Here is a 25543-nt window from a genome sequence, read left to right as displayed (position 1 = left end):
CGCGCCCATGAGCACGAACGTCTTCGACGATCACCCGGCGAAAGCGCCGCCGGTCCTCTTCGCCTACGGGTTCCGGCCTTTCTTCCTGCTGGCGGGGCTGTCCGCGGCGGTGCTCGTACCGGTGTGGGCGTGCGTTGTCACCGGGGCGTTCGGCTTGGGCGGCACCATCCCACCGTCCGGCTGGCACGCGCATGAGATGCTGTTCGGCTTCGCCGCCGCGGCCATCGCCGGATTCCTGCTGACGGCGATCCCCAGCTGGACCGGCTCGGCCGCCGTCAAGGGGCGGCCGCTGATGGCGCTGGTGGCGCTGTACCTCGCCGGGCGCGCCGCCTCGCTGCCGGTGGTGGCGGATTCAGGGTTCGCGGCGCTGGTGGACCTCGCCTTCCTGCCGGCGTTCGGCGCCTTGGTCGCCGTGCCGCTGATCAAGGCCGGCAAGGCGCGCAACACCGCCTTCCTGCTGCTTCTCGCCCTGCTGACCGCCGCCAACGCGCTGTTCCGGCTGGAATGGATGGGCGTCACCCAGGGCACCGCAGCGCTGGGCATCACGCTGGCGATCGGTGTCGTCCTGCAAATGGTCACCGTGGTCGCCGGCCGCATCGTGCCGAGCTTCACGCAGAATGCGCTCCGCCAGAAAGACCCCACCCTCGTCATCAAGCCCCTGCCCGCCGTCGAGTACGCGGCGCTGGTGCTGACCTTGTTGCTGATCCCCGCCGACATCCATTTCCCCGGCAGCCAGCTCGCCGGCCTGCTGGCGCTGGCTGCGGCGGTGGCGCACGGGGTGCGGCTGGCGCGCTGGAAGGGGCTGCGCACGCTGTCCGAGCCGGTGCTGTGGATCCTGCACGCCGGCTATGCCTGGATCGTCATCGCCCTCACGCTCAAGGGGCTGGAGTACGCCGCCGGGCTGCCGCTCGGCCGGGCGTGGCTGCACGCGCTGACCGCCGGCGCCTTCACCACCATGATCCTGGCGGTGATGACCCGCGCAGCCCTGGGCCACACCGGGCGCGCCATCGTGGTGGCGCGGATGACGGTCGCCGCCTACGTCCTCGTACAGCTGGCCGCCACGGTGCGCACGCTGCTGCCGATGCTGCCGGACGGCGCCTGGACGGGCGCGGTGCACGCCGCCGGAGCGCTGTGGACGCTGGGGTTCCTGCTGTACGTCTGGGTCTACGCGCCGATCCTCACCGGGCCGCGCGCCGATGGACGGCCGGGCTGAGGGGGCGACGCCCTACTCCGGCGCGCCGAACAGGTCGGGCTGGGGGGCGGTGCGCGGATCGACCAGCTCGGCGCAGCCGATGCCGATCAGCCGGTACTCCCGCCCCTCCCCCCCTTCGCGGTCCAGCAGCTCGCAGCCCGCCCGCCACAGCGCCTCGGCCGAGCGGGTCGGGCTGATGCGCTGGGAACGGGTCAGCGTCTGAAAGTCCGCCGTCTTCAGCTTCAGCACCACGTTGCGGCCCAGCACGCCGGCCTTCTCCAGACGCATCGCCAGCTTCTCGGCGATGGGGCGCAGCTCGTGCTTGAGCACCTTGAGGTCGCCGATGTCCCAGTCGAAGGTTTCCTCGGCGGAGATGCTCTTGCTGGGGGTTTCGGGCTCGACGCGGCGGGTGTCCTCGCCCAGCGAGAAGCGGTAGAGCCGCCGGCCCATGGCGCCATAGCGCCGCACCAGCCAGATCTCCTCGCGCTGCGACAGGTCGCCCACCGTGCGGATGCCGTCGGCCCACAGCCGCTGCCGCAGCGCCGGCCCGACACCCCAGAGGATCCCCACCGGCTTCGCCGCCAGGAAGCCCACCGCCTCCGCCCGCCCGATCACCGAGAACCCCCTGGGCTTGTCCAGATCCGAGGCGATCTTCGCCAGCAGCTTGTTGTAGCTGAGGCCGATGGACGCGGTGATCCCTAAGTCGCGCTCGAAGCGGCGGACCAGCTCGACCAGCGCCTGGGCGGGGCTGATGCTGAGCCGCGCCTCGATGCCGGTGAGGTCGAGGAACGCCTCGTCGATGGAGATCGGCTCGACCAGCGGGGTGAACGCTTCCATCAGCGACCGCGCGCGGTGGCCGACCTCGCGGTACTTCGCCATGTTGGGCGGCAGGACCACGGCGTCGGGGCAGCGGTCCAGCGCCTCGCGGATCGGCATGGCGGAGCGCACGCCGGCCATGCGCGCCACATAGCAGCAGGCCGCTACCACGCCGCGGTGGTCGCCGCCGACGATGACGGGCTTGTCGGCAAGGTCGGGGCGGTCGCGCTTCTCGACGGTCGCGTAGAAGGCGTCGCAGTCGATGTGGCCGATGGGCAGAGCGTGCAATTCGGCATGTGCGAACACCCGCCGGCCGTCGCACTTCGGGCAGCGGCCGGTGCGCCGGGGCAGAGCGGCGGCGCAGTCGCGGCAAACGGCGATGTCGTCGGCCATGGACTCAGTACCGATACAGGCCCTGGAACAGGTCGCCCAACGCGCGGCGCAGCAGGATGGTGACGCGGAAACGGCTCCGCCGCACCTCGCGCTCATGGCGCAGGTGGCAGCGGCGACACAGCGCCATCAGGTTGTCGGGATCGTTGTTGGCCGTGTCGTGGTCCTTGTGGCAGGCCGACAGCACCACCCGCGTCGTGCGGTGGCGGGCGTAGTCCACCACGTCCGGCCAGGGCGCCGGGCGGCCCTGCCCGTCGCGCCAGCTGTGCGCCTCCACGTCGAACCAGCGCCCGTCCGGCAGGCAGCGCACCTCGTGCCCGTGCGGCCGGCCGCACTGCTCGCAACGCCCCTTGGCCCTCACGAAGCGGACGTGGTGGCTGATCTGCGGCCAGTCGATCGGGTTATACACGGTCTGACACCGTTCAGAGCTGCAAGGCCGAAGAAGCCTCGGAAACTCCATACGCCAAGCCGCGTGCAGACATCCATCACCTCCAAAATCCGACGCGGAGCCGGATCATTGCACCCTGCCATAAACGTAGCAGACGGAACGTTCTGTTAACAGCCGCTGAAAGGCTGGCGGCTTCCGGCGCGGCTTTTTCGGCCTTCCCCGACACCAGCCTACTCTATGGCCTTGCGCCAATGGCACCCAGACAAACATCGAAGCTGCGGCGCAAGATTTCGGCGGTGCATAGACGACTTGGCGGAGTTCTACAGCAAAGGGTCAGTTGCTGGCAGCAGCCCCGTTGTGCAACGCTTCCCATCGTTTTCGTTAACCAATTAGGGAAATGGCGCCGAGCGCGTGACCCGACCCGGTTTCCATAACGATCTTGGGATAATTCGGTCGGAAGCCGCTCCGCACGCCGTGGAGATGGACATGAGAGTGAAGACACCCCGGTTTGCCGCCGTTCCGGTGCTCCACCTGCTGCTTGCGGCCTCCTTGCTCTGTCCACTCCTGCTCTATGCCGTGTGGGCGGTGGTGTCGTACGGCGATGCTTTAAAGGCCGGCGAAGGGGCGCTCGGCCGCCGCGCGGATCGCGTCCAAGCCGTTGTGCAGCGGGAGTTCGACCGCCAGCGCATGATCGGCGAACGCGCGTCGGACATGGTGGTGCGCCTGCGCGCGCCCAGCGATCCGAAAGCCGAGAAGCCGGTGCACGATACATTGCGAGCCCTCGCCCAGCGGCACCCTGGCCAGACGATCTGGCTGTTCGACCGCAACGGCCGCGCCGTGGCGAGCAGCGCCCTCTTTCCGGCGCCGCGGAGCCTCGACATCTCGGACCAGGCGGTTTTCGAAACCCTGCGCACCACCGGCGCGGAGGTCGGCGTGGCCACCCTCGCCCTTGGCGGGGCCGAGGCGGAGCGCAGCGTCGGCGTGGCCCTGCGGATTGCCGACGTCTCCGGCGGCTTCGCCGGCGTGGTCGTCGCCGCGCAGCCCATGAAGCAATTCCTTCAGACGTTCCAAGAGATGGCGGGGCCAAGCCAGAACGCGATCATCCTGGTCCAGAGGGACGGGCGCTATCTGCTGAGCCTGCCGGCCGAAGGGCATGGCTGGTCGGCGCAGCCCCGGCACGCCGCGGATGTGGCCCTGCACCGGGCGGTGCAGGAGGGAGCGGACGGCCTCTACCGGGACGGCGCCGAGTGGCTGGTCGCCGCAAGGCGGCTCGACGGCGTGCCGGTCGCGGCGCTCCTCTCCATGCCCGCACGCGATGCCATGGCCGGCTGGCGCACCTCCCTGTTGCACGGTGCGCTGTTCACCATGCCGATGGGGCTCCTGCTGTGCGGGACCGCCGCCGTGGCGTGGCGTCGGGCGCGGCGCGAGACGGCGTCCCATGCCCAGGTCCGCGAGGCGCTGCAACGGGGCGAGGCGGCCGAAGAGGCGCTGCGGCGCGCCCAGCGGATCGAGGCCATGGGCCAGCTCACCGGCGGGGTCGCGCACGACTTCAACAACCTGCTCCAGATCATGGCCAGCAGTCTGGTTCTGCTGCGCATGGGCTCCCTCGACGCGCGCCAGCGGCGCGCCGTGGACGCCATCGAGACCGCAGCCACGCGCGGCGAGAGCCTGACCCGCCAACTGCTCAGCTTTTCGCGCCGCCAGACGGTGGCGCCGACGGCGCTGGACCTGCGCGAGCAGCTGCCGAAGTTCCTCGACCTCATGCGCCACTCGCTGCGCGGCAACATCTCGGTGATGTCGTACGTGGCGCCCGACCTCTGGCCGGTGCACGTGGACTTGAGCGAGCTGCAGCTGGCCGTTCTGAACCTGGGCGTCAACGCCCGCGACGCCATGCCCCAGGGCGGTTCGCTGTCGCTGGAAGCGCGCAACGTGACGCTGAACGGTCAGGCCGAGGCCGGCGGCCTGCGCGGCGACTTCGTGATGTTGACCGTGGCGGACAACGGCTGCGGCATTCCGGCGGACATCCTGCCGAAGGTCTTCGAGCCGTTCGTCACCACCAAGGACATCGGCAAGGGCACTGGGCTCGGCCTCAGCCAAGTGTACGGCTTCGCGCAGCAGGCGGGCGGCCTCGCGACCATCGCCAGCGAGCCCGGCCGGGGAACCGCGGTGACGCTGTTGCTGCCGCGCAGCCGCGTGGCCGTTGCCAAGGCCGCGGAGGAAACCCCCGAAACGGTTGCCAAGCCGGTGGCGGAAGGAAACCGCGAGACCATCCTGCTGGTCGAAGACAACCCGCAGATCGCCGAGGCCACGTCGCAGGTGATCGAGACCCTGGGCTTCCATGTCGTGCACGCCGCCGATGCGAAGGCCGCCCTGGAGGTGCTGGGCAGCGGGATGCCCATCGACCTGCTGTTCTCCGACATCATCATGCCCGGCGGCATGACGGGGCTGGAACTGGCGCGGCTTGTCCGGGAGCATGAGCCGAGCCTGCCCATCCTGCTCACCACCGGCTACAGCGGCTCGGCACGCGACGCGACGGCCGAGGGCTTCACCATCCTGCGCAAGCCCTACAACTTCTCGGACTTCTCCGGCATCGTGCGCCGTCTGCTCCCCACCGGCGTCAACGGGCAGCGAAACGAGAGAGCCGACCTGATGACGGCCTGAGCGCGCACTCCCTCGCCGGCAGACAGTTCAAAGCCCAAAGGTCCGGGCGGGCGAACCGGCGGATTCCCGGTACCGGGACCGCTCGGTGCCGGCGGTAAACGCTGTGGTCAGGTGCGCTTCGAGCAGTGCGGCGAACCGCTCCTGAGCCGTGCGCAGCATCAGGCTGTGATCGGCGCCCTCCAGCGTCTCCAGGCGCAGGGCTGTGAGGCCGCTCAAGCGCTTGGCGCCGCGCCCCAGGCGGCTTTCCAGTTCGCCCAGCGTGATGTCGTCTGCGCTGTAGAGCAGCAGCGTGTCGACGCCGCGCTCGGACAGGCGGCGGAACCACTGCGCCACGTCGCCCGCCGCATGGCCGGTGCCCAGGACGCGGCCACGCACCCGTTGCACCGTCACCCGCAGCACGTCCAGCGCGCGCCGCGTCAGCGTGCGGGCGACCCGCGCCACCTTGCGGTCGTTGCGCAGCACCGCCCGCCACGCCCGCGGGTCGGCCATCATCTGCACATAGTCGCGGGTGCGTTTGGCGGCGGCCTGGATCACCGCCTCCGACGTTTCGCCACGGCCAAGGAAGAAGCGTCCGGGGTTGACCAGCACCTGCCCGACCACGCGCGGGTCGCCGAGCGCGGTGTGCAGCGCCAGCGTGGCGCCGGCGCACAGCCCGATGCTGACGACACGGGCGTACCCCCGCGCTTGCAGCCAGTCGAGCGCCGCCCGCGTGTCGCCGCGGGAATCCTCGCAGTAGATGAGGTTGTCGCACCGCCCCGCGCGCGGCGCACTGTCGCCCAGGCCGGCGATGTCCATGCGCAGGGACGCGAAGCCGCGCGCCGCCAGCCGCCGCGCCAGCATCACCGACATGCGGCCGGAGCCGACATGGTGCGTGGCGCCGCTGTTCAGCAGCAGCAGCGCCGGCCGGTCCGGCCCGGTGCGCGTTGCCGGCTCGCACAGGATGCCGGCAAGGCTGCCGCCGGGGCCGAACAGCACCGGTGTCTCCACCGCGCCGGGAACCTCCAACATGGCCGGGGGAATCCGGGCCGGGGCGGGCGGCGTTCCCGCGGTTTCGCCCGCAGGCATGTCGGCGCTCAGCCATTCGGTCACACGGGCCAGCGGAACCTCCGGCAGCATCGCCCGATGCACGCTGTTCATCAGCGCGGCGAGGTCGGTGAACGGTTCCTCCTCGACCGCGGCGCCCAGCGCGCGCAGCCGGTCGGCGAGCCGCCCTCCTTCGCGCACGTCGGTGCGGTTCAGCAGCAGCACCCGCCCGGCCGGCGCCGCGGGCAGCCCCGCCAGATCGAGGGCGCGCAACGCCGCCAGCGTCTCCGCCGTCAGCAGGAAGCCGGCGAATTCCACGGCGTCCGCCTGGGTCTGCGGCGTGCCGGCCAGCCGCGCCATGGCCTTGACCTCGTGCGCGTAGGCCTTGCCCGAGGCGCAGGGGGCCATCAGCACCAGCCGCTCCACCCCGCCACGCTCCGCCGCCGCCATGGCCGCCAGCGTGGCGCCGAGGCGCAGGCCGACCAGCGCCACCTCCTGCACGCCGGTGCTGGCGCGCAGTTGGCGGATGGCGGCGTGAATGCCGTCGAGCCAAGCGCGGACCCGTTCCGGGTCCTCGTCGCCACCGGCCGAATTGCCGGCGCCGGGATAGTCGAAGCGCAAGGTCGGCAGGCCCGCCTCCGCCAGCCGCTCGGCGAGGGTTCGCCATGTGCGGTGCACGCACAGTTCCTCGTTGCCGTGCGGGCTGCACAGCACCACGCCGCGCCGGCCCGCCGCCGGGTGCAGCCATCCAAAGCAGCCCTCGAACACCACTGGCGTCATGCCATCCCCTTGAAACGTACCGGATATCGGTTGTTGATCGCGTGCACCTCGCCGTCGGGTATGCCCGCCGTCCCGCGGCGCGGCAGCAGCCGCACCGTCCGCTCGACTTCGGGCGGCAGGTGGAACCACGAATCCTCGGCGCGGTAGCCGTCGTCCTCGATGTGAACAGCGCGCGCGAGCCGATGGCTGCGCAGGCGCAGAACCCACCCATTCTCAGCGCGCTGCACCTCAGCGGTCAGGCCCAGGTCGGAGCGCTCCGGCGGGCGCGGGAAGTGGAAGGCGTCGGCAATCGGGTTGCCGTCCGGGCCGATCAGCGTCGCCACTGTGGCGTCGTGCGCCGGTGGGCCGAAGCGATACGCATACGTCGTGTCGAAGAAGGCGTCGAAAAGCGCCGGGACCGCCAGTTCCAGCGCACCGCGCGCCGGGAGGGTGAGGTCGTGCCGCCCGCGCGCCACGGGCACCGCGCCGTCGCGCAGGCAGACCACCGACAGCGTCGCCGCCACGTCGCGGGCCGTCTCGTTGATCAGGTGCGCGGCCAGCCCGTTGACGCCCTCGTCGGTCAGCAGCACCTGCACGGGGCGGAAGACGCGCTTCAGCGCGTGCCAGGCCGCCTTGGGCGTGCCCGCAGAGTCCACCACGCCCCAGCCGGCGCCGGGCCAGAGGTCCTGGAACATCCACACCAGCCCGCCGGCACAGGTCGAGCGGCCCCGCCGCCACTCGGTGAACACCGCCTCCATGATGTCGCCGGTCACCGCGCGGGACAGGCGCAGGTAGCGGTCGGGGTCCTCATAGCGCAAGGTCGGCGGATCGACCTCGTACAGACGGCGCAGATAGTGCTCGCGCACGTCCTCGAAGTCCCACGGCGCGCCGATGTCGCGCGGCACGCGCTGCTTCCAGCGGGGATCGTGCACGGCCGGCACCCCGGCGAGCATCGGCGCGTCCGGCACGTTGGCGAAGGCCAGACACTCCGACGCGAAGCCCACCTCGGCCCGCCGCGAATCCTCCAGCGGGCGCATGTAGGCGCCGACGCCATAGTAATGGGTGACGCCCGCGTTCGCCGCGAAGGGCAGCGCCCCGCCGCTGGGCGCGTTGGCGACGTACGGCACGTCCGCCCTCAGGCGCGCGCATTCTTGCGGCAACACCGTGTCGAACAGCGGCTGCGCCCACGAGGCGCGCGGCAGGCCGAGCATGGCCGCCTGCTGCATCGCCTCGCTGCCGCCGCACAGCACGGCCAGGGACGGCGACGCCTGCACGCGGTCGAGGAATTGCGCCGCCTCCCGTCGCGCAGCGTCGAGGAACCCCTCGTCGGCGGGGTAGTCGAAGTTGGCGAACATGAAGTCTTGCCAGACCAGCAGGCCCAGCTCGTCGCACAGATCGAAGAAGGCCGGGCTCTCATAGGCCGTGGTGCCGGCAACGCGCACCATGTTCATGCCGGCCTGCACCATCAGCTCCAGCCACGGCGCATAGGCCGCGCGCGTGCCGGGCAGCGACACGATGTCGGCGCTGCTCCAGCAGGCGCCACGGCAGAACACCCGCTCGCCGTTGATGCGCAGCGCGAAGCGTGGACCGTCCTCGTGCGTAATCTTGCGGAATCCGATTCGGCCGAGGTCGATGCGCGCCTCCCCCACCCCGGCCCGCACGGGGTGCAGCGTCGGTCGCCCATGAGTGTGCGGCCACCAGAGCTCCGCGTCCGCGACCCGCACCGTGCCGTGCAGCGTGTGCGGATCGCTCCATGCCAGCGGGGCACGGACGCCGGCCACCTCGACGAACGCCGGGGCACCGGAAACGCCGCACCAGTCCACCGACAGGGTCAGCGCCAGCACGCCGTCGAGGCCCTCCACCACACTACGCATGTCGGCGTGGCGGACGCGCAACGGGCCGCTTTCCTCGACGCACTCCACCGGGCGCCACGGCCCCACCGCGTGCACCGGCGGGCACCAGCCGGGGATATGGCCGAGCAGCGTCGTGCGCACGCCGCGCAACGCCTGTGTCTCGATCATCCGCGGCCGCCAGCGCGCCCGTCCGCGCGGCTTGCCCTGGAGGGCGGGCGCCAGCGCGCGGAACGCCAGGCACAGCTCATCCTCGCCGGTCAGGCGGACGGGCACCGCGTGCGCCAGGAACATGCTGTCGGACGATAGGAGCCGCTCGCCGTTCAGCCACACCTCGGCCAGCGTGGCGAGGCCGTGGAAGACCAGCGTGCGCTCGCCCTCGCCGTGCAGGCGGGTGCGGTACCAGAAATCCTGGCCGTGCAGCGGTGCGGGGGACTCCAGCGTCCAGCGGCCGGCGTCGCGCAACGCCTGCGCCACCGTGCCGGGCACCGGCGCCGGCAGCCAGTCGCGGCCCCCCTCCAACCCGGCCGGGCTCGCCACCGCGCCGGGGGCGGTGGCGGTCAGCTCCCACCCGGCATCAATGGCAACGGCCGTGCGGCCGGTGACGCGGAGAACGCGTGCCATGGACTCACCCGTAGCACTGCACCAGCCTGCCGACGGCAGTGTCGTAGGCGCGCTCCATGGTGTCGAGGAGCGGGGTGTAGTCGCCGAACTTGCGCCGGTGCACCGCGCGGGCGAGCTGGAACTGCATGGCCTTGGCGGTCGCCGCCAGCGTGTTGCAGGACTCGGCCGGCTCGGCCAGCCCGCGTTCCCCCTGGCCACCCAGCCAGCACAGGTGGCTGCCCAGCAGCTCGGCGTTGGCGCCGAGTTGGCGCAGCACGTTGAAGGCGTAGAGATGGAAATACTCCATGGGCCGCTCGGCCAGCCGTTCCAGGTGCACCGGGAGCATGTCGCGGTACGCGGCGATGGGGTTGCGCTGCGGCCGGCGGCGCAGATGGTGGACGAGCAACTCCCGCGCACCGTCCAGCAGCGCCGCGCCCTGCGGCGCCGGGCCGTTGCGGCGGACGAACTCCACATAGGGGAACAGCACGTCCTGGTTGTCGCGCAGGTGGGCCAGACGGCGGAACACGCCGTCGTAGTCCTTGCCCTCCAGCGTGAAGCGGCCGGCGTTGTGGAAATAGTCCAGGCGTCGCGACTCTGTGTCGAGGCTGTTGAGCGCGATGGTGGTCTTGACGTGCTGGGTGTAGTAGGCGGTGCCGCGGGTGTCGGGCAGGTAGAAGCTGTCCACCTCCACCAGCACCGGCCGGTCGCGGCGAAGCTGTTCGGCCGCGTGCGCCTCGACGCTGTCGTAGATCGCCAACTCCTGCACCTCCAGGCGGTACAGCGCGCGCAGATCCTCGGGCGGGAACTTGAAGAAGGTGAACTGGTCGCCCTCGAAGTCCTGCGCCACGGTAAAGCCCAGCCCTGCCAACGGCTCGAAGCCTTGGGCGCACAGCAGTTGAATCCACAAATCGATGTAGCAGTTGGTCTCCGGCCACGCGCGGTCGGGGGCGAGCAAGGTGTTCGGGAGGTGGAAGGAACCGGCCTGCATCCGCTATCCCCACAGTACCGTCCGCACGGCGTCCGGCCACTCGGCGACCTCGAAGCCGTGGTGGCGGAACAGCGCCAGCGCCACGCGCTCCATGCCGAAGCCGACGCAGGCGGTGTGCGCGATGTCACCATTCGCCGTGCGGATGTCCCACAGCAGGCCGAAATGGTCCTGGTGGTAGTTGAAGCTGAGGCAGGCGGTCGGCTTTTCCTCGCTGGTGATCGGGATCAGCAGCTCGAACTTGAGGCCCTGGTCGCGCTGGTTGGCCGCCAGCATTTGCCCGGCGCGCCCGAAGAACGGGTCGTTGGCAACGTCGATGGCGACCGGCAGCGCCAGCGATTCCATCAGCATCCGTCCGCGCTCCAGCCAGCCCTGGCGGAACTCCATGACCTGGCCCGGCGTGCCCAGGCCCACGTACTCGCGCATGCGGAACAGCTGCATGCGCGCCGGGTCGAGCGACGGCTCGTGGCGGAAGCAGTAGGAATACACGTCGGCGGTCCGCCCCCGCTCCGGCAGGCTGCCGCGCGCCGCGAAGGCCGGGTAGACGGGATAGCAGGCGGCCGGCGTCATCACCACCTCGGTGGCGGTCTGCGTGCCGGTCCAGTCCTCCCCGGCGGCCAGCCTGCGCAGCAGGGTCTGGTGGTCGCGCTCGTCGCCCGTGAAGCTGTGCACCGTGCCGGCAAGCTGCGGGAAGCTGTTCAGGTACTCGCTCTGCTCGAAATGACGGCGGTTGAGCGCGGGTGGGAAGCGCATCACTTCCGCTCCGTCGTCACGGCCCCATTCGGAGATGAGGGCGTTGAAGCGCTCGACCACATCCTCGAAGAGTCCGCTGCGCCCGTACAGCCCCTCCACTCCCATGGGGATCAGCAGGCCATGCCGGACCAGCGCGTCGCGGAAGGCGGTATGCGTGTCCATGCTCATCCAAACAACCCTATGTTTTCCTTGTGGACCAGCAGCAGATTGGCGGTGTTGCCGAGAATCCGGTCGTTGCTGATCATCAGCGGCGCGGAGTGGGCGTCGCGCAGGTGGCGCGCCACGCTGTATTCGCCGTCGTTGCGGTAACCGTTCAGCCCGCAGACCAGCAGCGCCTGCTCGACGATGCACACCAGAGCCTGCGCCGCCCCGACCTTCAGCGTGTTCATGGTGATGGCGAAGGACATGGAGGTCAGCCGGTCCGGCTCGCCCTGCGCCTCCTCGTACTGGCGGATGGCGGCGACGATGGTGGCGCGCATCTGGTTCAGCAGCGTCGTCGCCTCGGCCACCCGCAAGGCGCCCGGCGGCGTCGAGCCGGGCTTCCGGCGCGCTTCGGCCCGCACGAAGGCACGGGCGCGGTTGAGCGCGTCTGTGGCGATGCCCAGCCACATGCTGGCCCACAGGATGTGCGTGATCGGCAGCATGGTGCGCGCCGAGATGTCGGCGTAGGGCAGCGGCAGGATCTGTTCCGTCCCGGCCTCGGCGAACAGGCGATAGCCCAGGCTGCACGTGCCGCGCATGCCCAGCGTGTCCCAGCCGACCGTCTCCTCCAGCCGGCAATCGTCCTTGAGGACGGCGACGATGACCTGATCGGAGGCCGGCGCGTCCGGCGCGCGCCGGGCGGTCACCAGGATGCCCTGGGCGTCGGCGCCATAGGAAATGACGGTGGCGTGCTTCTCCAGCCGGAAGCGCCCGCCGCTGGCCTCCACCGCGCAGGATGAACTGCGCACGTCGCCGCCGATGCCTGCCTCCGTCGTGGCGGAGGCGAGCAGCAGTTGCTCCTCCGCCAGCCGTCCCAGCAGGTCGCGGTGCCACGCGGCCTCCTGCCCGTGCCGGACAATGCAGGCCACCTGGATCTGGTGCATGGCGTAGATCATGCCCGAGGACGGGCAGTGCTGGGCCAGTTCGTGGCAAAGCGCCGCGATGTCGGCCAAGCCGGCGCCCTCGCCGCCGTAGTCGCGCGGCACCATGGCGCCCAGCAGCCGCTCCGCCTTCAGCGCGGCGAACGTCTCGGCCGGGAAGCGGGCGTCGCGGTCCACCGCATCGGCGTGGCGAGCGGCGATCTGACTGCCGATGTCGCGCGCCCGCTTGAGCAAGGGGGTCATGGGCCGGATGTCCCGGCACGCAGGCTGGTGACGGCAGCGCGGATGGCGGCGATGCTCTCAAAGGTGCGGCGGCGCAGCAGATGTTCGGGGAATTCGATGTCGAAGCGCTCTTCCAGCGCCAGCATCAGGTTGACGGAGCCATGCGAGGTGAGGCCGGCAGCGTACAGATCATCCTCGTCCGATAATTCGGCGACATCGGCGGCAAGCCAGCCGCTCTCGGCGAGGATCTCCCGGATCGTCAGATCCATCGAGTCCGCCAGCGAGTCCGCCGCTGCGCCGATGTTCGGAAATGCCTCATTTTCAATTGCCGGCCATGCAGTTACACGCATGAATTTTGCCTCCAAAATCCGGTAACCCGTGCGCTGTTAACATTATTTCCCGCGGATTGTTCAAAATTACATTCAGCTTCCGGGAGGGAATTTTGGGATTCCGACGTGCGTAATACCTGACATCGAATGTGCTATTCATATGGGTACACACCTGTACCAACGTTAGTACAATTTGGTGGTGAATATGACTTTGTTCCGCCCCAATCGGATAGGGAAGGCACGCAGTCCGCGCCGTTCACGCCGCGCCGGTGTTAAGGCCCGGTTTGAGCGCAGCACGACGAGGAGGAGAGCCGTGCAAAACCGCCTTGTGCCCCTGGAGCGCGGTGTCATCGACCGCGACGGCACCGCCATTCCGGCCGTTTTCGGGGCGATCCTCTCGGGCAACCCGAGCGAGGCGTGCGTCAACGTCTTCGACGCGGCCAACGAGCGGTTCGCCTGCGGCGTCTGGGAGTGCACGCCGGGCGTCGTCGCCATGTCCGACTGGCCCTACGACGAATTCTGCATCCTGTTGTCCGGCCGCGTCGTCATCACGCCCGAAAGCGGCAGCGCACAAGAATACGCACAGGGCGACGCCCTGGTGATCCCCAAGGGCTTCACCGGCACCTGGGACATCCGGGAAACCGTGCGGAAATATTACGCGATCCAGAAGCACCCCGGACCGCTGGGCGCGTTGAAGAGGGTGGTGCGCGGACTGCTGTCCCGGTAGGCGTCCCAGTAGGCGTCAGGGAGTTGGCATACTCTCGACGGCCGCGTCGATGGCCATCCGGCTTTCCGCGCTTGGACGGACGGGCGTGCCGTAATCAAGCGCGCCGGCACGGTCGGCCTGTTCCTGCCAGCGGGCGATCTCCGGTTCCGGGACGGCGGACAGCTGGAAGCGGTCCGGCAGATCCTCCGCTCCGAAGGCTTCGAAGCCGCGCTTCGCGCCGACCAGACGCCCCTGCTGCGGCCGGGCGAGTTGGCGCGACAGGCGCCAGATCAACGGATCGATCTCGTCGGCCGAAGCGTCGCGCCACGCACCGCTCCGGCCGGGAGTCAGCAGCAGGATGGCCTGCTCGAACTCCTCCGCGTACTGGGCGGGCGCGGGGCCGGACAGAAATCGATACGCAAGCCGGACGACGAGCCGGCGCGGATTGCCCGACTGCAACTGCCGGAGATGCTTCGCGGGATTGGCCGACGACGCCACGCACACCGGCCGTTCGCTGGCGTCTTCCGCAATCACATAGAGGAAATACTCGGCCACCGCATCGCCCCCGCCTGCACGAGGCGGCACACTACACGTCCGCGACTCGTCCTGCAATTTTCGGACGGCCGCTTGGCGGGCCGCTCAAGAGCGACAGGTATTGTCTGGTACGGTGCACCCGGCAGGGAGGCAGGCATGTGGGAGAAACTCAGCGGTCGCGCGATCATTCTTATGGTGGGCCTGTTGGCAGCCCTCGGCATGACGGTGCCCAGCGCGCCCGCCCAGGCGAGGATCGTCATCGAACCCACGGTCCGGCCGGCCACCGTGAAGGTGGCGCCTCACGTTGGGGAATGGCTGCCGAGCGCCCTGTTCCTCAGCAGCGCGCTGCCATCGGCCGCCGCCCCCCTGGTCTGCGACGCCCGCTACAATCCGGTCCTGCGGGCGCGGGTGGATCGCCTGTTCCAGCAGCAGCAACTGTCCCACACGCTGGCGCGGGCGCGGTTCTGGCGATCCCAGCGCTAGCCGGGCCGGTCATGAGGCCTCTGGCCGGGCGACGATCCTCGGGCTACGGTGCTTGCGCACGCAGCCCGACGGAGCCGCCCCCTTGAGCACCGGATTGATCGCACTGCTCGATGACGTCGTCGGTTTGGCGAAGGTCGCCGCCGCGTCCCTGGACGATGCTGCCGCGCAGGCGGCGAAGGCGGGTGCCAAGGCCGCCGGCGTCGTGGTCGATGACGCTGCGGTCACGCCACGCTACGTGGTCGGCTTCACCGCGGACCGCGAGTTGCCCATCATCGGCAAGATCGCGCTGGGTTCCCTGAAGAACAAGCTGGTGTACCTGCTGCCGGCGTCCCTGGTGCTGAGCCTTGTGGCGCCGTGGGCGATCACGCCCCTGCTCATGCTCGGCGGCGCCTTCCTGTGCTACGAGGGGGCCGAAAAAATCCACGAGGCGCTGCACGCCACACCCCACGGCCAAAGCGAGGACGTGTCGGATGCCGACCAATCTCCCGGCCAGCCCCCAGGCCAGATGGAGGACGAGAAGGTCGGCAGCGCGATCCAGACCGACCTGATCCTCTCGGCCGAGATCATGGCGATCACCCTGGCGACGGTCGCCGCCGAAACCTCCTCGTTCTGGATCCAGGCGCTGATCCTCGGCATCGTCGGGGTCGGCATCACCGTGCTGGTCTACGGGGCCGTGGCCCTGCTGGTGAAGGCCGACGACGTCGGCGTGGCCATGGCGCGGAACGACAGCCCCGTCTCCAGCCTGTTCGGCCTGCGGCCGCGCGGCACCTCCCAGCCGAACGGAGCGGACCGGACCGTGCGTCCGCTGACCCAGGGCATCGGCCGCGGTCTGGTGTTCGGCATGCCCTTTCTCCTCAAGGCGCTCAGCGTGGTCGGCACCGCCGCGATGCTCTGGGTGGGCGGCGGGATCATCATCCACGGGATGGAGGGCTATGGCGTGCCGGCCATCGGGCACGCCATCCACGCCCTCGCCGCGGTTGCTGGCCAAGCCGTCCCGGCGGCCGGCGCGGCGGCCGAATGGCTGGTGTCCGCCGCAGGCGCGGGCCTGTTTGGTCTTGCGGTGGGCGCGCTGCTCATCCCCCTGGTCCACAAGGTCGCGGCGCCGGTGCTGGCGACGCTGAAGGGGGCGAGTCGGGCAAGGCCTTGAAAGGCTCACGGGCCACCCCACTTTACCATCCAGTTGGATGGTTATGGGATGGAGCAGAGATGGCCGACAACGTACACGAGATGCGGCCGAAGGCGACCGACAGCGAGAAGATCACGATCAATCTCGGCTTCGTCGATCTGGGCCACATCGACCTGCTGGTGCAGGAAGGGTTCTATTCGAACCGCACCGACTTCATCCGCACCGCCATCCGCAACCAGATCGACCGGCACGCCGACGTGGTCCGGCAGGCCGTGACGCGCAAGAGCGTCGACCTCGGCCTGCGCCACTTCACCCGCGCGGATCTCGAAGCGGCACGGGATGCCGGGCAGATGCTCGACATCCGCGTCCTTGGCCTTGCCAGCATCGCCCAGGACGTCACCCCGGACCTCGCCCGCGCCACCATCGCCTCGTTGGCCGTGCTGGGGGCGCTGCACGCCAGCGCCGCCGTCAAGGCCGCCCTGGCAGACCGCATGCAGTAACCGCTCTCCGACCTGAAAGGGGAGACGCACAGTGTCTCTCCACGGGGACGCTTGCCCAGTTTTTCGAGCACAGAAAGCACCGACATGAATTTCCGACTCCCCCCTGAGATGGCCGAGGCGACCCGCCTCACCAACGCCGGCAAGCTCGCCGAGGCGACCGCCCTCATCCAGCGCCTGCTGCACGGCGGGGGTGCCGCCGAACCGGCCGGCACCGGCGACTCGTCCACCATCATCGATGTGGAACCCGTCACGCTCGACGCGGAGGCCCCGCAGCCGACACGGCCCGCCGCCACCTTTGCCGGCCGGCTGCGCACAAAGCCCCTGTCCGGCCTGGGCGACACTCTGCGCGACCTTGCCGCCCGGGGGGCCGCCCGCGGAGGCATGCCGGCCGGTTTGCGGCCCGCCCCCGATCCCCTGCCCGATGGCGCCTCCTTCGTCACGGCGTCGTACACCGGCACGGCCGGGACGCGGGACTATAAGCTCTATGTTCCCGCCAACCGCACCGGCCAGCCGATGGCGCTGATCGTGATGCTGCACGGCTGCACCCAGTCGCCCGACGACTTCGCCGCAGGAACCCGCATGAACGCGCTCGCCGAGGAGCATGGCTGCCTCGTCGCCTACCCGGCGCAGCCGTCCTCGGCCAACACCCAGAAGTGCTGGAACTGGTTCAGCCCCGACGACCAGCGGCGCGACCGGGGGGAGCCCTCGCTGATCGCCGGGATCACCCGGCAGATCATGCGCGACCACCCCGTGGACCCAAGCCGTGTCTACATCGCCGGGCTCTCGGCCGGCGGGGCGGCGGCGGCCATCATGGGGAACGCGTATCCCGATCTCTACGCCGCGGTCGGGGTGCATTCGGGGTTGCCGGTCGGAGCGGCGCGCGACCTTCCCTCCGCCTTCGCCGCCATGCAGCAGGGGGCAGCGGGCAATGGCCGGAGCGGCCGTGCCGTGCCGACCATCGTCTTTCACGGCGACAAGGACACCACCGTCCATCCGCGCAACGGCGACGCGGTCGCCGCCCAGTCCACGGCGTCGACGAACGGGCTGCGCCCCACGGTGCAGCGCGGCCAAGCGCCGGGCGGCCATGCCTACAGCCGCACCATCCACGCCGACGCGTCCGGCCGGGCTCTGTGCGAGCACTGGACGATCCACGGGGCCGGGCACGCGTGGGCGGGGGGCAGCCCTTCCGGCTCCTACACCGACCCGCGCGGGCCGGACGCCACGCGGGAGATGCTGCGCTTCTTCTTCGAGCACCGAACCGCGTAGGCCCTACACCGGACGCGGCCGGAGCGGTTCCCCCAGGGCGCATTCCAGCGCCTTGCGGTCCCAGCCGCCGAGGTCGGCCGCCGCCCGGTAGGTGCTCTCCAGAAAGGCCAAGAGCGTCGCCTCCGGGTTGTCCGCCCGGCGCACGGCATCGTAGGGCAGCAGGAATTCGCCGAGGCTGCGGTCGTATCGGGCTTCCCCCGGTTCCACCCGCGCCTCGGCGAACCCCTCGGGCGCCGGGTAGGCATAGGAGTAGAAGGCCGGGAAGTCGATGGGTCCGCCGCCGGGCCAGAATCCGGCGGAGGAGACCTCATGGCTGTAGGCCTCGCGCGTCACGTCGTCGGGCAGAGCCGGGACGCCGCCGGGGTGCCGTGGGGCGGCCCTGCCCGAGAACCGCGTCACCGCCAGATCGAAGCTGCCCCAGAACAGATGCACCGGGCTGGCCTTGCCCAGAAAGCCCGTGCGGAAGCGCTTCAACACGCCATCGACCATCACCAGCGCCTGGAAGAAGCGCCGCACCGCGTCCGCTTCATAGGGGCGCTCGGCCCGGTCCTCGGCGAACGGCACCGGGTCGGGCAGCTCGTTGGGCCGGCCATGCAGCCGGGGTGTCGCCCCGAGCGAACCCAGCAAGCCGAGGAATTGCCTGTGGAAATCGGCGACCGACATCGGAGCGAGGGCAAACCGCCCGACGCGGCCGTCCGAGGCGTATCCAACCACCGTATGGTCGATGAGGTCGAAGGCGATCTCGACCCCCAAGGCTCCATCGGCGACCAGCGCGGTGGTGAGCCCGCGCGCGTTCACGTACAGCGTGGCGTGCCAGGAGTGGTTCGCCCAGGGGGTGCGCGCCAGGCGGTACTTGCCGACGATCTGCGTGTAGAGGTGCAGCGCCGCGCAGGTCTCGCGCCAGGGCTGGTAGGGGATGTCCGGCCACATGGGTGTTCTCCGCCGATCCATTCTCCCCACTGCAACAGATCGGCGGCGACTATGGCTTGCGGAAGCCGGGGGCGCGTCAAGCGGATCGTCTGGTACGCGGCCACTCCGCTTGACGCACGCCGCTACATCTTCACGTATCCGACATAATATACGCCGATGATGTTGTTGCGCGAATCACGAATTGGTTCGTAGCCGGTGGTGTACGGCTTGCCCAATATGTCGACGACGCCGTAGAAGCTCTCTCCCTTTGCAAGAGCTGCGATGGCTTTTCCTTTCGGGTCCAGCACCGTACCAATTGCTCGTGAGCCATCGTCTTTTTTGACGTTCGTTGCCACTCGAACGAATTCCTCTCCGCTTTTAACAAAAATCGTGGCCGTGCCACCCTTTTCCTTCTGAACGTCGTCAACCAGCGAGAAATTGTTGTTCATTTTGGTCTCGCCGAAGTACAGAGCAGGAACAGCTTTCCCAGCGACCGGATCTTCCCCTTTGAGGCTGGGGGCGCCCAGTGTCGCGGCCTTCGACTTGAGAAGCTGCATCGCCGCCTGCACATCTTCTGCAGGTCCAGCAAACGCTCGTACAGGTGGCTGAACCGTGACTTCGGCAACAAAAACCAGCAGCAACAGTGCGAGTGTGGATGTTTTCATTGCTGCCTCCTTCCGGCCTCACAACATCTCGATGTGACACCTATCGGGTGGCGAGGCCCATGGTTATGATTGCTCCAGGCAAAAAGTGAAGAACTCTCTCACGTCTTTGTCAAGTGATGACGCAGCAAAAGCCAAAATGATTTTGGAGCCTGCTCAAATAGCGGTAAGGCAGACGTGCCGGCACGCCAAAGGACGAGCCTTGTTCTCAGGATCATCATCGCGTTGAAGTCTGCGTTCAACGCCCCGGTTAGCGGATTCCGCGGACGAACAGGGCGACCGCCTTGGCGACGAAGGCCTCGCGGTCTTCCTCCGTGGGCGGCTCGCACAGGCCGAGGCTGAGCGCGCAGTAGGGGCCGCCCTGCAAGGCGGCGAGGAACTGCATGGCGACGAAGACCGGATCGTCGGTCTGAAAGGCGCCGCGCGCCACCGCGCGTTCGAAGAATGCGACGAAGCTGGCGATCGCCTTTTCCGGTCCGGCCTGGAAGAACAGCCGCGCCGCCTCGGGCACGCGCGTCGCCTCCCCCGTCACGGACTGGTGCATCTTGATTGCCGCCGCCGACCAGATCAGGTCGACGAAGCGGCCGCCGATGTGGCGCAGCGCGTCTTCCAGCGGCAGATCGTCGAAGGCGTCGGGGGAAAAGCGCACGCCGCTGCGGTCGCACTCCGCCGAGATGGTGGCGACGTACAACTCCTCCTTGGACGGGAAGCGCGTGTAGAGGGTCGTCTTCGACACCCGCGCGCGCTGCGCCACCAGATCCATGGAGGTGGCCGCGTACCCCACTTCCAGGAAAATTTCACGCGAGGCGGCGAGGATCTGCTCGGTCTTCGGATCGAGCGGCTGGGGATCGGACAGCTGGGAGAGAGATTCTGAACTCATCTGCACTGAACTGTATCGTTCACTCTTGACGGACGTCGGGCTTCGGCATAGGAGTGTATCAGTACGATACAGTCCAGTCCAGCGGGGAGCGTGCCATGGTTCGGCGAAGGGTGTATGGGCTGACGGCCATTCTGCTCCTGGGAACGGTGGCGCTGTCCGCCTGCAAGGACGAGAAGACCGCCGCCGCAGCACCGCAGCCACCGCGCCCCGTGCGCGTGGCCACGGTGGCGCTGGAGCCCGCCGACGACACGGTTCGCTACCCCGCCGTCATCAAACCGCGCATCGAGGCGGACGTCGGCTTCCGCGTTGCCGGCAAGGTGGTCGCCCGACTGGTCGAGGTCGGCACCCGCGTCGAGGCGGGGACACCGCTGGCGAAGCTCGACCCCGCCGACATTCAGCTACAGGTCCGCGCCACGCAGGCGCAGTTGGAATCGGCAAAGGCCGACGTCGCCAACGCGCGCGGCGATTTCGACCGCTACGCCCAGCTGCGCAAGGGCGACTGGACGACGCGGCAGGAATACGACCGCCGCAAGACCGCGCTGGAGAAGGCCGAGGCCCGCGTGCGCGAGATCGAGGCGCAGCAGCGCGTGCTGGTCAACGCGCAGCAATACACGACTCTGCTGGCCGATGGGCCGGGCGTGGTCACCGCCGTGCTCGCCGAGCCGGGGCAGGTGGTGGCGCAGGGGCAGACCGCGCTGCGCGTCGCCAAGCTGGGCGAGGTCGAGGCCATCGCCAACATCCCCGAACAGCAGGTCGCCGGCCTGCCCCAGCGCGCCCTGTCGGTGGAGCTGTGGGCGCAACCCGGCCTGAGCATCCCCGGCACGCTGCGCGAAATCAGCCCGAGCGCCGATCCCGGCACCCGCACCTATCAGGCGCGCATCACGCTGAAGAACCCGCCGCCGGTCGTGCAGTTGGGGATGACCGCGACGCTGAGCGCCCGGCTGGAGCGCGGCGGCATGATCGCCCGGCTGCCGCTGAGCGCCGTGACGCAGAGCGGCCAGAGCGCCGCCGTGTGGGTCGTGGCCGGGGACGCCGCCGACCGGCTGGAGCTGCGCCCGGTGATGGTGGCGGCCTACGCCGGCGACCTCGCCATCGTCGCGGGCGGGTTGAGGGACGGCGAGCGCGTGGTCACCGCCGGTGTTCACAAGCTGGATGCCGGGCAGAAGGTCAGCGTCTGGGCGGAGCCGGGGCAATGAGCAACAAGCACAACCGCGGCAACCTGTCGGCGTGGGCGCTGGAGCACCGCACGCTGGTGCTGTTCTTCATCCTCGCCAGCGTTCTGGCCGGCGCGCTGGCCTACAAGAACCTGGGCCGGGCGGAAGACCCGTCCTTCACCTTCAAGGTGATGACCATCCGCACGGAGTGGCCCGGCGCCACCGCCCGCGAGGTGGAGCAGTTCGTCACCGACCGCATCGAGAAGAAGCTGGAGGAGGTCCCCTACTACGACTTCGCGCGCAGCTATTCCAAGCCCGGCGAGTCGGTGATCTTCCTTCAGCTCAAGGACCACACGCCGCCGCGCAAGGTGGCCGACCTGTGGTATCAGGCCCGCAAGAAGGTGGGCGACATCCGCCACACCCTGCCGGACGGCGTGATCGACCCCTCGTTCAACGACGAGTTCGGCGACGTCTACTCCGCCATCTACGCCTTCATGGGCGAGGACTTCACCCCCGCCCAGCTCAAGAAGGTGGCGGAGGACGTGCGGGCGAAACTGCTGCACCTGCCCGACGTGGAGAAGGTGGAGCTGATCGCCCCGCAGGAGGAACGCATCTACGTCGAGATCTCCAGCCAGCGACTCGCCAGCTTCGGGCTGCCGGTGGAGACGGTCATCCAGGCGCTTCAGCGCGAGAACGCCATCGCCGCGGCGGGCGACGTGGAGACCGGCTCGCAGCGCGTGTTCGTGCGCGTCGATCTCGGCATTGACAAGGCCGAGGAGGTGCGCGCCATCCCCGTTGAGACCGGCGGGCGCATGCTGACCATCGGCGACGTGGCCGAGGTCAGGCGCGGCTATGTCGAGCCACGCCGCTCCACCATGCGCTACAAGAACCGCGACGCGGTGGGGCTGGGCGTCGTCATGGCCAAGGGCGGCAACGTCCTGCACCTGGGCGAGGCGCTGAAGGCCGAGATGGCGAAGATCGAGACCGCGCTGCCCATCGGCATGGACGTGGCGCAGGTCGCCGACCAGCCCAGTGTGGTCGAGCATTCGGTCGGCGAATTCACCGAATCCCTGGCCGAGGCGCTGGGCATCGTCATCCTGGTCAGTCTCGTCAGCCTGGGCTGGCGGACGGGCATCGTCGTGGCGCTGGCGGTGCCGCTGGTGCTGGCTCTGACGCTGGTTGCCATGCAGATCCTGGGCATCGACCTGCACCGCATTTCGCTGGGCGCGCTCATCATCGCGCTGGGGCTGCTGGTGGACGACGCCATCATCGCCGTGGAGATGATGGTGGTGAAGATGGAGCAGGGCTGGGACCGGCTGCGGGCCGGTGCCTATGCCTACACCTCCACCGCCTTTCCCATGCTGACCGGCACGGTGGTGACGGCGGCGGGCTTCGTGCCGGTGGGGCTCGCCCAGTCGGCGGCGGGCGAATACACCAACGCCATCTTCTGGGTGGTCGGGCTGTCGCTGCTGCTGTCGTGGGTGGTGGCGGTGATCTTCACGCCGTACCTCGGCTACAAGCTGCTGCCCAAGCCGAAGCACGTGCTGCATGAAGGCCATGAGCATGGGGGCCACGAGCACGACATCTACGACACGCGCGCCTACCGCATCCTGCGCCGCATGGTCGAGGCGTGCGTCCGCGCGCGCTGGGTCACCATCGGCGTGACCGTCGCCGCCTTCTTCGGCGCGCTGGTCGGCTTCGGCTTCGTGCAGCAGCAGTTCTTCCCCAGCGCCAGCCGGCCCGAGCTGCTGATGGACATCCGCCTTGCCGAGGGCTCGTCCTTCGAGGCGACCAGCGCCGAAGTGCGCAAGATGGAAACGCTGCTGGCCGCCGATGCCGGCGTCGATTACTGGGTCGCCTACACCGGCGGCGGTTCGCCGCGCTTCTACCTGCCGCTCGACCAGCAGCTCCAGAACGCCAACTTCGCGCAGTTCGTGGTGATGACCAAGGGCCTGGAGGAGCGCGAGGAGGTGTTGAACCGGCTGGAGGCGCGGCTGGAGACCGCTTTCCCGGCGGCGCGCGTGCGCATCAGCCGGCTGGAAAACGGGCCGCCGGTCGGCTACCCCGTTCAGTTCCGCGTCACCGGGGACAACCCGGCGACCATTCGCAAGATCGCCTACGCGGTGCGCGACCGCATGCGCGCCCACCCGAACATAGCGAACGTCCATCTGGACTGGGACGAGCTGTCCAAGCGCGCCCGGCTGGAGGTCGACATCGCCAAGGCGCGCGCGCTGGGCATCTCAAAGCAGGATCTGTCCACCGCCCTGCAACTGCTGCTGAACGGCCTGCCGATCACGCAGTACCGCGAGGGCACGGAGCTGATCGGCGTCGTCCTGCGCACCACGCCGGAGGAGCGCATGGACCTGTCGCACCTGGGCGAGCTGAACATCCGCACCGGCAATGGCAACGCCGTGCCGCTGAGCCAGGTCGCCACCGTCAAGTACGAGTTGGAGGAGCCGGTCCTGTGGCGCCGTGGCCGTCAGACGACGATGACCATCAAGGGCGACGTGACCGGCGGCGTCCAGGCCCCGGTGGTCAGCCTGCAGCTGGACGCCGAGCTGAACGCGTTGCGCGCCACGCTGCCGGCGGGCTACGCCATCGCCATGGGCGGCGCCATCGAAGAGAGCGCCAAGGGCCAGGGCTCCATCAACGCCATGCTACCGCTGATGCTGCTGATCATGGTGGCGACGCTGATGCTCCAGCTGCAAAGCTTCTCGCGCGTCTTCATGGTGCTGCTCACCGCACCGCTGGGGCTGATCGGGGTGACCTGTTCGCTGCTGCTGTTCAACCTGCCCTTCGGCTTCGTCGCCATGCTGGGCGTGATCGCGCTGGCCGGCATCATCATGCGCAACTCGGTCATCCTGGTGGACCAGATCGAGCAGGACGTGCGCCTGGGCCGCTCGCGTTGGGAGGGCATCGTCGAGGCCACGGTGCGCCGCGCCCGCCCCATCGCGCTGACCGCGGCGGCCGCCATCCTCGCCATGATCCCCCTGGCGCAAAGCGCCTTCTGGGGGCCGATGGCGGTCGCCATTATGGGCGGGCTGACCGGCGCGACGGTGCTGACGATCTTCTTCCTGCCGGCGCTCTACGCCGCGTGGTTCCGCGTGAAGGCGCCGGCACAGCAGGAAGCCGGCGCCGTCCCGCACGGGGCGGTGGGCGCCATGTCGGGGGCGTCGGACTGATACCGGCGGCGCCGCGCGTTACTCCGCGCCACCCTCGCCGCCGCTGCGCTTGCCCTTGGAGGTCAGGCGCACATAGTCGAGTATGCGCTTGAGGTCGCGCCGCTGGCGCTCCGGCAGCGGCGCGACCGTCACCGTCGCCGCAACGTCCTTGACGGCTTGCGCCGCCAGCCGCTTGGCCTGTGCGGCGGCGGCCTTGTCGGCCTGCGTTCCCTTGCGTTGGGCAATGCCCAACGCCCGCTCCGCGCTGTGGTACGCTTCGATGGCGCGGTCGAGATCCGTCAACGGCATCCTGTTCGTCTCCGTGAAACCGGCACCAGCGCCGGGGGCCGTCCATATGTCACCATTCGCGCTCCCAGGCACGACAAAAGCGTTTCAAGTCTCGACGTTGCGCCCGGTCCCCGGTACCACTTGACGGACCACAAGAAGGAGAGACTCGGATGACCACGCGGCCATGGGAAGGGCGTGATCGGCTGGTTGCGATCGACATCGAGACGACCGGACGGCGGACGCCGAGCCTCGCCGACATCCGCAAGGCGCCCAAGGGCCTGCGGCAGCCCGGCATCATCATCGAGATCGGCTGCGTGGAGATCCTGCGCGACGGTGCCGCCTGGACGAAGGCCCGGACCTGGGAGGTGCGGGTCAACCCCGACGCGCCGCTCAACCCCGATGCAATCAAGGTGCACGGCATCCGCCCGGCCGACCTGAAGACGGCCCCCCGCTTCCCGCAGGTGGCGGACGAGTTGCTGGCCTTCCTGGGCGGCGACCTGCTGGTCGCCCACGCCTATGAAAACGAGATGGACTTCCTGAACTACGAGTTCTCCCGCTGCGGGCGGGCCGCGTGGGGGACGGACACCTTCGAGAGCAGCCGGTTCATCTGCACCAAGGAAATGTCGCACGACGCCTTCCCCGGCGCCTCGGGCTCGCTGGACGCGCTGTGCGACCGGCTGTGGCTGGACCGCAGCGACCGCTTCGCCCATCACGGCGCCCTGCTCGACGCCGACCTGACGGCCGACGCCTTCTTCAAGATGGCGCTGGGCGATATCGGCCCCCGCGGCGCGGCGTTCGAGTGACGCGCAAATAAGGGGCGC

The 25543-nt window shown here is 69.4% G+C and carries 23 protein-coding genes; 10 read left to right on the top strand and 13 right to left on the bottom strand.

Features of this window, described 5'->3' with window-relative positions:
* Positions 1-7 precede the first annotated feature (7 nt).
* Positions 8-1213, top strand: coding sequence for an NnrS family protein (locus ACSVDD_RS22495; RefSeq protein WP_448191636.1), 1206 nt, complete (start codon positions 8-10; stop codon positions 1211-1213).
* Positions 1214-1225: 12 nt separating this feature from the next.
* Here ACSVDD_RS22495 and ACSVDD_RS22490 read toward each other — a convergent pair whose 3' ends face one another.
* Together ACSVDD_RS22490 and ACSVDD_RS22485 are read right to left on the bottom strand one after the other, a co-directional pair.
* A complete protein-coding gene (locus ACSVDD_RS22490) occupies positions 1226-2401 on the bottom strand; it encodes a DNA polymerase IV (RefSeq protein WP_448191635.1) in 1176 nt (391 codons plus the stop codon).
* Positions 2402-2405: 4 nt separating this feature from the next.
* On the bottom strand, positions 2406-2807 hold the full coding sequence (locus ACSVDD_RS22485; protein WP_448191634.1) for a hypothetical protein: 402 nt from the start codon (positions 2805-2807) through the stop codon (positions 2406-2408).
* 465 nt (positions 2808-3272) lie between these two features.
* Here ACSVDD_RS22485 and ACSVDD_RS22480 point away from each other — a divergent pair, with 465 nt between their 5' ends.
* Positions 3273-5447 carry an ATP-binding protein gene (locus ACSVDD_RS22480; RefSeq protein WP_448191633.1) on the top strand — a complete coding sequence of 725 codons (2175 nt, stop codon included), beginning with the start codon at positions 3273-3275 and terminating at the stop codon, positions 5445-5447.
* A gap of 27 nt (positions 5448-5474) precedes the next feature.
* On the opposite strand, the gene ACSVDD_RS22475 is transcribed toward ACSVDD_RS22480, so the two are convergent.
* Genes ACSVDD_RS22475 through ACSVDD_RS22450 form a run of 6 tightly spaced genes read right to left on the bottom strand, consistent with a single transcriptional unit; the run spans position 5475 to position 13074 of the window.
* A complete protein-coding gene (locus ACSVDD_RS22475; protein WP_448191632.1) occupies positions 5475-7250 on the bottom strand; it encodes an alpha/beta fold hydrolase in 1776 nt (591 codons plus the stop codon).
* On the bottom strand, positions 7247-9703 hold the full coding sequence (locus ACSVDD_RS22470) for a glycoside hydrolase family 2 protein (protein ID WP_448191631.1): 2457 nt from the start codon (positions 9701-9703) through the stop codon (positions 7247-7249). Before ACSVDD_RS22470 ends, ACSVDD_RS22475 begins: the two co-directional genes overlap by 4 nt.
* Positions 9704-9707: 4 nt before the next feature.
* Positions 9708-10670, bottom strand: a complete 963-nt coding sequence (locus ACSVDD_RS22465) for a DUF1839 family protein (RefSeq protein ID WP_448191630.1) — start codon at positions 10668-10670, stop codon at positions 9708-9710.
* A gap of 3 nt (positions 10671-10673) precedes the next feature.
* Positions 10674-11582, bottom strand: a complete 909-nt coding sequence (locus tag ACSVDD_RS22460) for an amino acid--[acyl-carrier-protein] ligase (protein ID WP_448191629.1) — start codon at positions 11580-11582, stop codon at positions 10674-10676.
* 2 nt (positions 11583-11584) lie between these two features.
* Entirely contained in the window at positions 11585-12745 is a 1161-nt protein-coding gene (locus ACSVDD_RS22455; protein ID WP_448191628.1) for an acyl-CoA dehydrogenase family protein, read from the bottom strand.
* Positions 12742-13074, bottom strand: a complete 333-nt coding sequence (locus ACSVDD_RS22450; protein WP_448191627.1) for an acyl carrier protein — start codon at positions 13072-13074, stop codon at positions 12742-12744. Before ACSVDD_RS22450 ends, ACSVDD_RS22455 begins: the two co-directional genes overlap by 4 nt.
* Positions 13075-13366: 292 nt before the next feature.
* Between ACSVDD_RS22450 and ACSVDD_RS22445 the strand changes: the two genes are divergently transcribed.
* Positions 13367-13780, top strand: coding sequence for a cupin domain-containing protein (locus tag ACSVDD_RS22445; RefSeq protein ID WP_448191626.1), 414 nt, complete (start codon positions 13367-13369; stop codon positions 13778-13780).
* Positions 13781-13795: 15 nt separating this feature from the next.
* Here ACSVDD_RS22445 and ACSVDD_RS22440 read toward each other — a convergent pair whose 3' ends face one another.
* The gene (locus tag ACSVDD_RS22440) at positions 13796-14314 is read right to left on the bottom strand and encodes a hypothetical protein (protein WP_448191625.1); all 519 of its coding nucleotides are present in this window, start codon (positions 14312-14314) and stop codon (positions 13796-13798) included.
* A gap of 198 nt (positions 14315-14512) precedes the next feature.
* Here ACSVDD_RS22440 and ACSVDD_RS22435 point away from each other — a divergent pair, with 198 nt between their 5' ends.
* From ACSVDD_RS22435 to ACSVDD_RS22420, 4 genes are all read left to right on the top strand, one after another.
* Positions 14513-14776, top strand: coding sequence for a hypothetical protein (locus ACSVDD_RS22435; RefSeq protein WP_448191624.1), 264 nt, complete (start codon positions 14513-14515; stop codon positions 14774-14776).
* An 82-nt stretch (positions 14777-14858) separates the two neighbouring features.
* On the top strand, positions 14859-15923 hold the full coding sequence (locus ACSVDD_RS22430; RefSeq protein WP_448191623.1) for a DUF808 domain-containing protein: 1065 nt from the start codon (positions 14859-14861) through the stop codon (positions 15921-15923).
* Between the two features lie 59 nt (positions 15924-15982).
* The gene (locus ACSVDD_RS22425) at positions 15983-16402 is read left to right on the top strand and encodes a ribbon-helix-helix domain-containing protein (RefSeq protein WP_448191622.1); all 420 of its coding nucleotides are present in this window, start codon (positions 15983-15985) and stop codon (positions 16400-16402) included.
* Between the two features lie 84 nt (positions 16403-16486).
* Entirely contained in the window at positions 16487-17668 is a 1182-nt protein-coding gene (locus ACSVDD_RS22420) for an extracellular catalytic domain type 1 short-chain-length polyhydroxyalkanoate depolymerase (RefSeq protein WP_448191621.1), read from the top strand.
* Between the two features lie 3 nt (positions 17669-17671).
* Here the strand turns inward: ACSVDD_RS22420 and ACSVDD_RS22415 are convergent, their stop codons facing one another.
* The 3 genes from ACSVDD_RS22415 to ACSVDD_RS22405 form a co-directional block, all read right to left on the bottom strand.
* A complete protein-coding gene (locus tag ACSVDD_RS22415; protein ID WP_448191620.1) occupies positions 17672-18598 on the bottom strand; it encodes a DUF5996 family protein in 927 nt (308 codons plus the stop codon).
* A 122-nt stretch (positions 18599-18720) separates the two neighbouring features.
* Positions 18721-19242 (bottom strand): Cache 3/Cache 2 fusion domain-containing protein, encoded by a 522-nt coding sequence (locus ACSVDD_RS22410; RefSeq protein ID WP_448191619.1) that lies wholly within the window; start codon positions 19240-19242, stop codon positions 18721-18723.
* 247 nt (positions 19243-19489) lie between these two features.
* Positions 19490-20119 (bottom strand): TetR/AcrR family transcriptional regulator, encoded by a 630-nt coding sequence (locus ACSVDD_RS22405; RefSeq protein ID WP_448191618.1) that lies wholly within the window; start codon positions 20117-20119, stop codon positions 19490-19492.
* A 95-nt stretch (positions 20120-20214) separates the two neighbouring features.
* On the opposite strand from ACSVDD_RS22405, the gene ACSVDD_RS22400 reads away from it, so the two are divergent.
* Together ACSVDD_RS22400 and ACSVDD_RS22395 are read left to right on the top strand one after the other, a co-directional pair.
* Positions 20215-21315 (top strand): efflux RND transporter periplasmic adaptor subunit, encoded by a 1101-nt coding sequence (locus tag ACSVDD_RS22400; protein WP_448191617.1) that lies wholly within the window; start codon positions 20215-20217, stop codon positions 21313-21315.
* Complete coding sequence (locus ACSVDD_RS22395) at positions 21312-24455, top strand: efflux RND transporter permease subunit (protein ID WP_448191616.1); 3144 nt, start codon at positions 21312-21314, stop codon at positions 24453-24455. The genes ACSVDD_RS22400 and ACSVDD_RS22395 overlap by 4 nt, the downstream gene beginning before the upstream one ends.
* Positions 24456-24473: 18 nt before the next feature.
* Here ACSVDD_RS22395 and ACSVDD_RS22390 read toward each other — a convergent pair whose 3' ends face one another.
* Positions 24474-24743, bottom strand: a complete 270-nt coding sequence (locus ACSVDD_RS22390) for a hypothetical protein (RefSeq protein ID WP_448191615.1) — start codon at positions 24741-24743, stop codon at positions 24474-24476.
* Positions 24744-24892: 149 nt separating this feature from the next.
* On the opposite strand from ACSVDD_RS22390, the gene ACSVDD_RS22385 reads away from it, so the two are divergent.
* Entirely contained in the window at positions 24893-25525 is a 633-nt protein-coding gene (locus ACSVDD_RS22385; protein ID WP_448191614.1) for a 3'-5' exonuclease, read from the top strand.
* Positions 25526-25543: the final 18 nt, after the last annotated feature.

Source organism: Azospirillum terrae, assembly GCF_053470425.1.
This window is presented reverse-complemented; position numbering and strand designations above follow the sequence as displayed.

Excerpts from the sequence above, each read along its gene's own strand:
- ACSVDD_RS22495 (WP_448191636.1), top strand. The coding sequence starts at position 8 with ATGAGCACGAACGTCTTCGACGATCACCCGGCGAAAGCGCCGCCGGTC.
- ACSVDD_RS22490 (WP_448191635.1), bottom strand. The coding sequence starts at position 2,401 with ATGGCCGACGACATCGCCGTTTGCCGCGACTGCGCCGCCGCTCTGCCC.
- ACSVDD_RS22480 (WP_448191633.1), top strand. The coding sequence starts at position 3,273 with ATGAGAGTGAAGACACCCCGGTTTGCCGCCGTTCCGGTGCTCCACCTG.
- ACSVDD_RS22475 (WP_448191632.1), bottom strand. The coding sequence starts at position 7,250 with ATGACGCCAGTGGTGTTCGAGGGCTGCTTTGGATGGCTGCACCCGGCG.
- ACSVDD_RS22470 (WP_448191631.1), bottom strand. The coding sequence starts at position 9,703 with ATGGCACGCGTTCTCCGCGTCACCGGCCGCACGGCCGTTGCCATTGAT.
- ACSVDD_RS22465 (WP_448191630.1), bottom strand. The coding sequence starts at position 10,670 with ATGCAGGCCGGTTCCTTCCACCTCCCGAACACCTTGCTCGCCCCCGAC.
- ACSVDD_RS22460 (WP_448191629.1), bottom strand. The coding sequence starts at position 11,582 with ATGGACACGCATACCGCCTTCCGCGACGCGCTGGTCCGGCATGGCCTG.
- ACSVDD_RS22455 (WP_448191628.1), bottom strand. The coding sequence starts at position 12,745 with ATGACCCCCTTGCTCAAGCGGGCGCGCGACATCGGCAGTCAGATCGCC.
- ACSVDD_RS22450 (WP_448191627.1), bottom strand. The coding sequence starts at position 13,074 with ATGCGTGTAACTGCATGGCCGGCAATTGAAAATGAGGCATTTCCGAAC.
- ACSVDD_RS22435 (WP_448191624.1), top strand. The coding sequence starts at position 14,513 with ATGACGGTGCCCAGCGCGCCCGCCCAGGCGAGGATCGTCATCGAACCC.
- ACSVDD_RS22425 (WP_448191622.1), top strand. The coding sequence starts at position 15,983 with ATGGCCGACAACGTACACGAGATGCGGCCGAAGGCGACCGACAGCGAG.
- ACSVDD_RS22420 (WP_448191621.1), top strand. The coding sequence starts at position 16,487 with ATGAATTTCCGACTCCCCCCTGAGATGGCCGAGGCGACCCGCCTCACC.
- ACSVDD_RS22415 (WP_448191620.1), bottom strand. The coding sequence starts at position 18,598 with ATGTGGCCGGACATCCCCTACCAGCCCTGGCGCGAGACCTGCGCGGCG.
- ACSVDD_RS22410 (WP_448191619.1), bottom strand. The coding sequence starts at position 19,242 with ATGAAAACATCCACACTCGCACTGTTGCTGCTGGTTTTTGTTGCCGAA.
- ACSVDD_RS22405 (WP_448191618.1), bottom strand. The coding sequence starts at position 20,119 with ATGAGTTCAGAATCTCTCTCCCAGCTGTCCGATCCCCAGCCGCTCGAT.
- ACSVDD_RS22400 (WP_448191617.1), top strand. The coding sequence starts at position 20,215 with ATGGTTCGGCGAAGGGTGTATGGGCTGACGGCCATTCTGCTCCTGGGA.
- ACSVDD_RS22395 (WP_448191616.1), top strand. The coding sequence starts at position 21,312 with ATGAGCAACAAGCACAACCGCGGCAACCTGTCGGCGTGGGCGCTGGAG.
- ACSVDD_RS22390 (WP_448191615.1), bottom strand. The coding sequence starts at position 24,743 with ATGCCGTTGACGGATCTCGACCGCGCCATCGAAGCGTACCACAGCGCG.
- ACSVDD_RS22385 (WP_448191614.1), top strand. The coding sequence starts at position 24,893 with ATGACCACGCGGCCATGGGAAGGGCGTGATCGGCTGGTTGCGATCGAC.